Raw genomic sequence first — 7,900 nt, 5'->3', positions numbered from 1 at the left:
TGATGCGCCTCACATTCGTGCCCGTGCTCGCCATACGGCAACGCCCGTTCGTCGTAGGTCCGCGTTATCCACAGTTCCCGTGCGCAAGCCTGTGGACATCCTGCGCAAGACTATGCCAAGTGCTTGAAGCGATTGATATTCGGGTACCACGCTGCAAACCGTGCACGGCCGCAGATGGCAAGCCGAGCCGCATCGCACCGTTGTTCAGACAACGTTCTTCTCGACGAACGGCCGGTTGGCCAGCACCCGTTCGAAACCGAGCATCGACAGATCGAGCGTCGTGTATCGCCCGTGCAGGATAAGTTCGCTAACGCCGCGCCCGGTGGCCGGCCCCTGCTGCAGCCCATGGCCGCTGAACCCGTTCGCAAAGATGCAGTTATCGACGTCGGCATGCAAACCGATAATCGCGTTCTGATCGAACACGTTGTATTCGTAGTACCCGGACCACGCATGAAGCACGCGCAACGCTTCGAACTGCGGCACGCGATGCGCGAGCGTCGGCCAGATCACCTCGTCGAACAGCGCGTGGTCGACGTCGTCAAGCGGCAAGTCGTCGGGGTCGTTGTCCGCGCCCGGCGACGTACCGCAAATATAGGTCTGCCCTTCCGGACGGAAGTACACGCCGCTCGGATCGATCAGAAGCGGGCACCGTTCGAGGCGCGCCGGCGAACTCACATTGAAGATGCTGCGGCGGCGTGCGAATACCGGCAGGTCGATATCGAGCATCGCCGCGACCCGGCGCGACCATGCGCCGGCCGCGTTGACCACCACGTCGCACGGATAGGCCGCGCCGTTCGCGGTCACCACCTGCGTCACGCGCCGGCCGTCCCGCTCGAGCGCCGTCACGTCGTAAGCCATGTAGTGCGCGCCGAGCGCCTGCGCCTTCTTGCGCAGCGCCTGCACGAGCCCGTACCCGTCGAACCAGCCCTCGCCGCTTTCGCCCAGCGAACCCGCGGCAAGGTCGTCGGTATTGAGCCACGGAAAGCGCGCCGCGAGCGCCTGCGAGTCGAGCAACCGGATATCGGCGCCAAGCCGCGTCTGCAGCGCGTGATTGTCGCGCAGCGTCCCCACGCCGGTGGGCGTCGCGAGGAACAGATAGCCGCCTTCATGCAGATCGATCGACGGCCGCGTGCCGCCGACCGCGAGCCGCTCGCCGATCGAGCGCAGAAACTCGATGCCGAACAGCGACATCTGCACCGATAGCGGCGTCGAGAACTGCTGGCGGATCGACGCGGCCGATAGCGCCGACGATGAGCGCGCATAGCTCGGATCGCGCTCGATCACGGTCACGTCCACCGTCGGATCGGAGGCGCGCAGAAAATACGCGACCGCGCTGCCGATCACGCCCCCGCCGACGATGACGACTTTCTGACTCACCTGTCACGCTCCAACGATGACAACACTGCCAACCATGACAACGATGACCAACGAGACCCCAACGAGACCCAACGGGACCGCCCGGCGCTGCACCCGATGACCTGGCATCGCACCAGGCCAGGCAACGCCAAGCATCGCGCGTCAGCCGAGATTGAAGTCGATTCCTTGCGCGAGCGGTAGCGCCGACGAATAGTTGACGGTGTTCGTCGCGCGGCGCATATACGCCTTCCACGCGTCGGAGCCCGACTCGCGACCACCGCCGGTTTCCTTTTCGCCGCCGAACGCGCCGCCGATCTCCGCGCCGCTCGGTCCGATGTTCACGTTCGCGATTCCACAATCGCTGCCCGACGCGGACAGGAAACGCTCCGCTTCGCGCAGGTCCGTGGTGAACACACACGACGACAGCCCATGCGACGCCGCGTTATTCGCGTCGACGGCCGCATCGAAATCCTTGTAGCGCAGCACGTAGAGAATCGGCGCGAACGTCTCCGTCAGCACGACTGCCGTTTGCGACGGCATTTCCACCAACGCCGGACGCACGTAATAGCCGCCCTGATAGCCTTCGACTTCGACACGCTCGCCGCCGGACACCGTGCCGCCTTCCGCGCGCGCCTGTTCGAGCGCGGCCTGCATCCGCTCGTACGCGGCCTTGTCGATCAGCGGCCCCATCAGCGTGCCTTTCTCGAGCGGATTGCCGATCGGCACCTTCGCATACAGTTGCTTGAGCCTTTCGACGGTTTGCTCGTAGACGCTCTCGTGAACGAACAGACGCCGCAGCGACGTGCAGCGCTGCCCCGCAGTGCCGACCGCCGAAAAAAGAATGGCGCGCAACGCGAGTTCGCGGTCCGCACTCGGCGTGACGATACCGGCGTTATTGCCGCCGAGTTCGAGCAACGACCGTCCAAAACGCTTCGCGACTTCAACGCCGACCGTGCGGCCCATGGCAGTGCTGCCTGTCGCGCTGACCAGCGACGCGCGCGGATCGGCGACCAGCTTCGCGCCGACTTCGCGCCCGCCGGTGACGAGCGCGGTGAGCCCGGCCGGCGCATCGCCGAATTCGCGCAACGCGTCGTTCAGGATGCGGTCGACCGCGACGGCGGTGAGCGGCGTCTTCTCGGAAGGCTTCCACACCACCGCGTTGCCGCATACGAGCGCGAGCGCCGCATTCCACGACCACACGGCAACCGGGAAATTAAACGCGGAAATCACCACGCAAGCGCCAAGCGGATGCCATGACTCGGCCATCCGGTGCCCCGCACGCTCGGACGCGATCGTGAGGCCATACAGTTGTCGCGACAGGCCGACCGCGAAGTCGCAGATGTCGATCATCTCCTGCACTTCGCCGAGCCCTTCCTGCAGGATCTTGCCGGTTTCGAGCGAAACGAGGCTGCCAAGCGCCTGCTTTTTCTCGCGCAGACGGTTGCCGAGCAGACGCACGAGCTCGCCGCGCCGCGGCGCAGGCACGTTGCGCCAGACGGCGAACGCCTCCTGCGCGGCGGCGAGCGCCGCCTCGGTGTGCGCCGCCGGGCAATTCGGCACGCGGCCGATCAACTCGCCCGTGATCGGCGAATGGACGGCGATGTCGCCTGCTTGCACCGCGTCGGCAATGCCGAGTTCGGCGAGGATGGTCGAGGCGTTCATCTTGGCTCCCTTTTAATTTCCAATACGAAACAAAAGACGGTTCGCAGACTATACACGCCGGGTTTTAGCGCGGCAAGGTCGATGACAGAACGCGGGAGTGGCGCAGATTAGTACCCTTTAAATCGGCAAAATAAAGGGTTTTCCCGAGTATTAGCGGAGCACGGCCCGGAGCCGGGCGCGCATGCCGTCCGCGTGCACAGAAATGTTTCTTATTGGAAATTACGGCAACGCGAGCCGCTGCGATCAGCGGTGCGGAAAGTGCAGCTCGAAGCGTACGACAGTCGGTACCGGACACGACACCAACGCCGTGCCGCCATGCAGACTCATGATCGCCTTGACGATGGCGAGCCCGAGTCCGCTCGATTCGGTAAAGCGGCTGCGCGCGGCATCCGCGCGATAAAAGCGGTCGAACAGACGCGCCATCAGATCGGCAGGAATGTGCCCTTCATTCTCGACGACGACCATCGAGCCGCGCTCGTTCTCTTCGCCTTTGAGCCGCACCACCGTATCGCTCGCGCCGTAGCGCACCGCATTGACGACCAGATTGTTGATCGCACGCCGGCACAGCATCGGGTTCGCCCACAGCGCGCCTCGCGCGTCGACATCGAAGCGCATGCCGCGCTCGTCGGCAATCCCTTCGAAGTACTCGGCAATCTTGTTGAGCTCGTCGGCCAGGGCGACCGGCTCGCGGTCGATCGCGAGCGCCGCGTGATCCACGCGTGCGAGAAACAGCATGTTTTCCGCAAGATGGCTCAACCGGTTCAGCTCTTCGAGATTCGATTCGAGCGTCTGCTGATACTCGTCGACATCGCGCGTTTGCGCGAGCGTCACCTGCGTCTGGCCGATCAGCACATTGACCGGCGTGCGAATTTCATGGGCGAGATCGGCGGAGAACTGCGACAGGCGCTGGTAGCCTTCGGCAAGACGATCGAGCATCGCATTGAAAGCGTCGGCGAGCTGCCGCAATTCGGCCGGCGCCCGACGGCTATCGAGGCGCACCGACAGACTCGTCGGACTGACCTGCGCGGCGCGCTCCGCAATTTCATGCACCGGGCGAAAGCCGCGTCGCAGCACGCCGTACGCAAGCAGTGTCGCGGCCAGCGCGCCGGCAAGCGTGGCCAGAATGATCCGCGCGCGGTATTCGGCAAGCACGCGTGCCTCGCTGGCGAGCGGATGCCCCGCGATCACCGTGACCGGCTGGCCATCCTCGCGCGCGATCGTCGTGGCGTACGTCCAGTGCATGCGCACGCCATCCGGCAGCGACGTCTCGGTGATATCGGAGCGCTGCGGTTCGTGCGCGCGATTATCGCCAAGCTCGGGCACCGGTACGCGCTGCGGATTGACGTCGATAAACGGCGGCTCGCCCGGCCGCTTGAAAATCAGCACGTCCTGCTCGGCGCCGAGCATCGATTCGAACAGGAGCGGCCGTGCTTTCAATTCGTTGACGGTGTACATCTGCCGCGCGAGCCGGCTGAAGTGCTCGGCACGGCTCATCAGTGCGATGTCCGCGCGATGCTCGAGCGCGATGCGCTCAGAATGGTAGAAATACGCGCCGAGCGCGGCGATCACCGTGCACGCGATCAACGCGAAAAAGACCGTCGTGCGGACGGTCAGCGAGCGTGCTGTCCAGAATCTCATGAACCGTCGTCAAGCGTATAGCCGATGCTGCGCACCGTATGAATCAGCTTCTTTTCAAACGGATGGTCGATTTTCGCGCGCAGCCGCTTCACCGCGACATCGACGACGTTGGTGTCGCTGTCGAAGTTCATGTCCCACACTTCCGATGCGATCTGCGAGCGCGACAGCGCCTCGCCCTGACGGCGCACGAGCAGATGCAGCAGCATGAATTCCTTGTTCGTCAGCGGAATCTCGACGCCTTCGCGGGTCGCCTTGCGGCGCAGCACGTCGAGCTTCAGGTCCGCCACCTCGAACACATCGCGCTCGCGGATCACCCCGCGCCGCAGCAGCGTGCGGATGCGCAGCACCAGTTCGGTAAACGAAAACGGCTTGACCAGATAGTCGTCCGCACCGAGTTCGAGTCCGTGAATGCGGTCGCTGACATGGTCGCGCGCAGTCAGAAAAATGACGCGCACGTCGCGCTTCGCGCGTAGCGAACGCATGATCTCCCAGCCGTCGATGCCCGGCAGCATCACGTCCAGCACGACCAGGTCGTATGCCTGCTCGAGCGCCATATGCAGGCCATCGGTGCCGGTGCGCGCGAGATCGACCGCGTAGCCGCTCTCGCGCAACCCTTTCTTCAGGTAGTCGCCGGTCTTCGGATCGTCTTCGATCACGAGAATGCCCATATTGCTTGCTGTCATTGATTTGCCTTCCGCGATTCTATGCCCGGCTTTCATCACGTTCATGACGTTTTTGTCATCCGGCGGTCACCCTCGCGAGCGAATCCGGCCATTACGCTCGAAAAATCCTCAACCACTGATAAGGCAACAGATGAAGCTCGTTCCTCGCGGTTTCATGCGCAGTCTCGTCACGCCGGCGCTGATGGCCGGTGCACTGCTCGCCGCCGGCACCGCCGCGTATGCGCAGAATGCCCAGCCGACCGGCGTACGCGGCACGATTACGTCGTTCGCAGGCAATGACCTGAAAGTGCATACGCGCGACGGTAAGGATCTCGATGTGAAGGTCGCGCCGAACACGCCGATCCGCGCAGTCACGATCGCGAAGATCACCGAGATCAAGTCGAACAGCTATATCGGCACGGCCGCCGTGCCGCAGGCGAACGGCACGCTGAAGGCGCTCGAGGTGCACGTCTTCCCCGAAAGCATGCGCGGCAGCGGCGATGGCCATCGTCCGTGGGACCTCGGCCCGAACAGCTCGATGACGAACGGCACGGTCGGCAACGTCGTGGTCAGCGACGGCCGCACGATCACCGTCAAGTACAAGGGCGGCGAGAAGAAGATCTTCGTGCCGGAGGATGTGCCTATCGTCGATCTCGAACCGGGCGACGCGTCGCTGCTGGTGCCCGGCGCGAAGGTCGTGCTGTTTGCGCACAACGAAGCTGACGGATCGCTGACAGCCAATTTCATTTCCGCCGGCAAGAACGGCGTCACGCCGCCGATGTAAATCGCGTCGCGACAGCGGTGCTCAACCGCTGATACGCAGCCGCGGGTACGCAACTGCAGGAACATGACTGCAGGGACATCACCGCGGCGACACAGCAGCAGAAACGCCGGCCGCCGGACCCGCTGTGGGAACGGCCGCCGGCTTCGCCTTTTCTTCATTTCGTTTCGAAGCGGGTACATGCGATGGCAGCAAAAGAGTCGAACCGCACGCGCGCGCCGCGCATCGTCGTGCATTCGCTCGTCGTGCGCATCACGCACTGGATCAACGCGTTCGCGATGGTCTGCATGGTGATGAGCGGCTGGGCGATCTACAACGCGTCGCCGCTCTTTCCGTTCAGTTTTCCGGTGTGGGCGACCGTCGGCGGCTGGCTCGGGGGCTCGCTCGCGTGGCATTTCGCGGCGATGTGGCTGCTCGTCGGAAACGGCCTCATCTATGTGGCGCACGGATTCGCGACGCGGCATTTCCGCCAGCATTTCCTGCCGCTCCGTCCACGCGACGTGGTGCGCGACGTCCGCCTCGCGCTGACCTTTCGCCTGCCTCATGAAACCGGCGTGTACAACGCGGTGCAGCGGCTGCTCTATGTGGTCGTGCTGCTGCTCGGCGTGCTGCTTGTCGCATCAGGCCTGTCGATCTGGAAACCCGTGCAATTCGACTGGCTGGTCAATCTGTTCGGCGGCTACGACTTCGCGCGCCGCGTGCATTTCGCGGCAATGGCGGGCGTAGTCGGTTTCGTCGTCGTGCATCTCGCACTCGTCATTCTTGTCCCGCGCACGCTGCCGTCGATGATCACCGGCCGCGCGCGGCGCGTCGTTCACGAAGGAGCCGCCGACGCATGAGTCATCCGCGCAAACCGATCAACCCGGCCGATACCGGTCACGCCTTGCGCGATTCGCGTGCGCAATCGCAGCGTGAGCGCATCGTGCTCGCCGAGCACAAGCCGCAACTCGAGCGCGTGCAGCGGCGCCTCTTTCTGCGCTCGTCGCTCTCGCTCGGCGCGCTGGCGATGCTGTCCGGCTGCAACATGCAGGACGGCGATTCGGTCGACAAGGTGTTGTGGGCGATGTCCCGCTGGAACGACCGCGTGCAGGGCTGGCTCTTCAACCCGAACCGGCTCGCGCCGACCTATGCGGCCAGCCAGATCACGAAGCCGTTTCCGTTCAACGCGTACTACCCCGAGTACAACGTGCCGGATATCGACGGCTCCGACTACGCGCTCGAAATTTCCGGTCTGGTGGCCGACAGGAGCGACTGGAATCTCGCGCGGCTGCGCACGCTGCCGCAAACGTCGCAGATCACGCGGCATATCTGCATCGAAGGCTGGAGCGCGATCGGCGAATGGCGCGGCGTGCCGTTTCGCACGTTTCTGCAACGGATCGGCGCGGACACGTCGGCGCGCTACGTCGGCTTCAAGTGTGCGGACCATTACTACACGAGCCTCGACATGGCCACCGCGCTGCATCCGCAGACATTGCTCACGCTCGACTTCGGCAACGCGCCGCTGCCGCCCAAATACGGCTACCCGCTCAAGCTACGGGTGCCGACCAAGCTCGGCTTCAAGAACCCGAAGCATATCGCGGCCATTTTCGTGACCAACGAGTATCCGGGCGGCTATTGGGAAGACCAGGGCTACAACTGGTTTAGCGGCTCCTGACATATTATTCTGACGAATCGCGTCGATGTGTCGCGCCATTCCATTGCGGCCGCGCATGGCGCGGATGAATGAGCGTCTCCTTTCGCGTCACGCGAAACGGAGTACGCAATACGAGAAGAAGCGGTCAGTAAGCGAATTCCATCGGAA

At 63.9% G+C, this 7,900-nt stretch carries 7 protein-coding genes; 3 read left to right on the top strand and 4 right to left on the bottom strand.

Annotated features, from left to right (window positions below; genetic code table 11):
• Nucleotides 1-204: 204 nt before the first annotated feature.
• The 4 genes from HV675_RS01460 to HV675_RS01445 all read right to left on the bottom strand — a co-directional run bounded on the left by HV675_RS01460 (nucleotide 205) and on the right by HV675_RS01445 (nucleotide 5,324).
• The gene (locus HV675_RS01460; RefSeq protein ID WP_175108948.1) at nucleotides 205-1,377 is read right to left on the bottom strand and encodes an NAD(P)/FAD-dependent oxidoreductase; all 1,173 of its coding nucleotides are present in this window, start codon (nucleotides 1,375-1,377) and stop codon (nucleotides 205-207) included.
• Between the two features lie 141 nt (nucleotides 1,378-1,518).
• Nucleotides 1,519-3,018 (bottom strand): L-piperidine-6-carboxylate dehydrogenase, encoded by a 1,500-nt coding sequence (amaB, locus tag HV675_RS01455; protein ID WP_175108947.1) that lies wholly within the window; start codon nucleotides 3,016-3,018, stop codon nucleotides 1,519-1,521.
• A 243-nt stretch (nucleotides 3,019-3,261) separates the two neighbouring features.
• Nucleotides 3,262-4,656, bottom strand: coding sequence for a heavy metal sensor histidine kinase (locus tag HV675_RS01450; protein WP_175108946.1), 1,395 nt, complete (start codon nucleotides 4,654-4,656; stop codon nucleotides 3,262-3,264).
• Nucleotides 4,653-5,324 carry a heavy metal response regulator transcription factor gene (locus HV675_RS01445; protein ID WP_175108977.1) on the bottom strand — a complete coding sequence of 224 codons (672 nt, stop codon included), beginning with the start codon at nucleotides 5,322-5,324 and terminating at the stop codon, nucleotides 4,653-4,655. The genes HV675_RS01450 and HV675_RS01445 overlap by 4 nt, the downstream gene beginning before the upstream one ends.
• 145 nt (nucleotides 5,325-5,469) lie before the next feature.
• On the opposite strand from HV675_RS01445, the gene HV675_RS01440 reads away from it, so the two are divergent.
• The 3 genes from HV675_RS01440 to HV675_RS01430 all read left to right on the top strand — a co-directional run bounded on the left by HV675_RS01440 (nucleotide 5,470) and on the right by HV675_RS01430 (nucleotide 7,753).
• Nucleotides 5,470-6,102, top strand: coding sequence for a hypothetical protein (locus tag HV675_RS01440; protein WP_175108945.1), 633 nt, complete (start codon nucleotides 5,470-5,472; stop codon nucleotides 6,100-6,102).
• Between the two features lie 182 nt (nucleotides 6,103-6,284).
• Nucleotides 6,285-6,938, top strand: coding sequence for a cytochrome b/b6 domain-containing protein (locus HV675_RS01435; RefSeq protein ID WP_175108944.1), 654 nt, complete (start codon nucleotides 6,285-6,287; stop codon nucleotides 6,936-6,938).
• A complete protein-coding gene (locus HV675_RS01430) occupies nucleotides 6,935-7,753 on the top strand; it encodes a molybdopterin-dependent oxidoreductase (protein ID WP_175108943.1) in 819 nt (272 codons plus the stop codon). The genes HV675_RS01435 and HV675_RS01430 overlap by 4 nt, the downstream gene beginning before the upstream one ends.
• Nucleotides 7,754-7,900 lie beyond the last annotated feature (147 nt).

The organism is Paraburkholderia solisilvae (assembly GCF_902859875.1).
GTDB classification, from domain to species: domain Bacteria; phylum Pseudomonadota; class Gammaproteobacteria; order Burkholderiales; family Burkholderiaceae; genus Paraburkholderia; species Paraburkholderia solisilvae.
The sequence above is the reverse complement of the archived record's forward strand: the minus strand, read 5'-3'. Positions and strand labels throughout refer to the sequence as shown.

Bases quoted from the DNA above. Each gene is read 5' to 3' on its own strand.
- amaB (WP_175108947.1), bottom strand. From the start codon at position 3,018: ATGAACGCCTCGACCATCCTCGCCGAACTCGGCATTGCCGACGCGGTG.
- HV675_RS01450 (WP_175108946.1), bottom strand. From the start codon at position 4,656: ATGAGATTCTGGACAGCACGCTCGCTGACCGTCCGCACGACGGTCTTT.
- HV675_RS01445 (WP_175108977.1), bottom strand. From the start codon at position 5,324: ATGGGCATTCTCGTGATCGAAGACGATCCGAAGACCGGCGACTACCTG.
- HV675_RS01440 (WP_175108945.1), top strand. From the start codon at position 5,470: ATGAAGCTCGTTCCTCGCGGTTTCATGCGCAGTCTCGTCACGCCGGCG.
- HV675_RS01435 (WP_175108944.1), top strand. From the start codon at position 6,285: ATGGCAGCAAAAGAGTCGAACCGCACGCGCGCGCCGCGCATCGTCGTG.
- HV675_RS01430 (WP_175108943.1), top strand. From the start codon at position 6,935: ATGAGTCATCCGCGCAAACCGATCAACCCGGCCGATACCGGTCACGCC.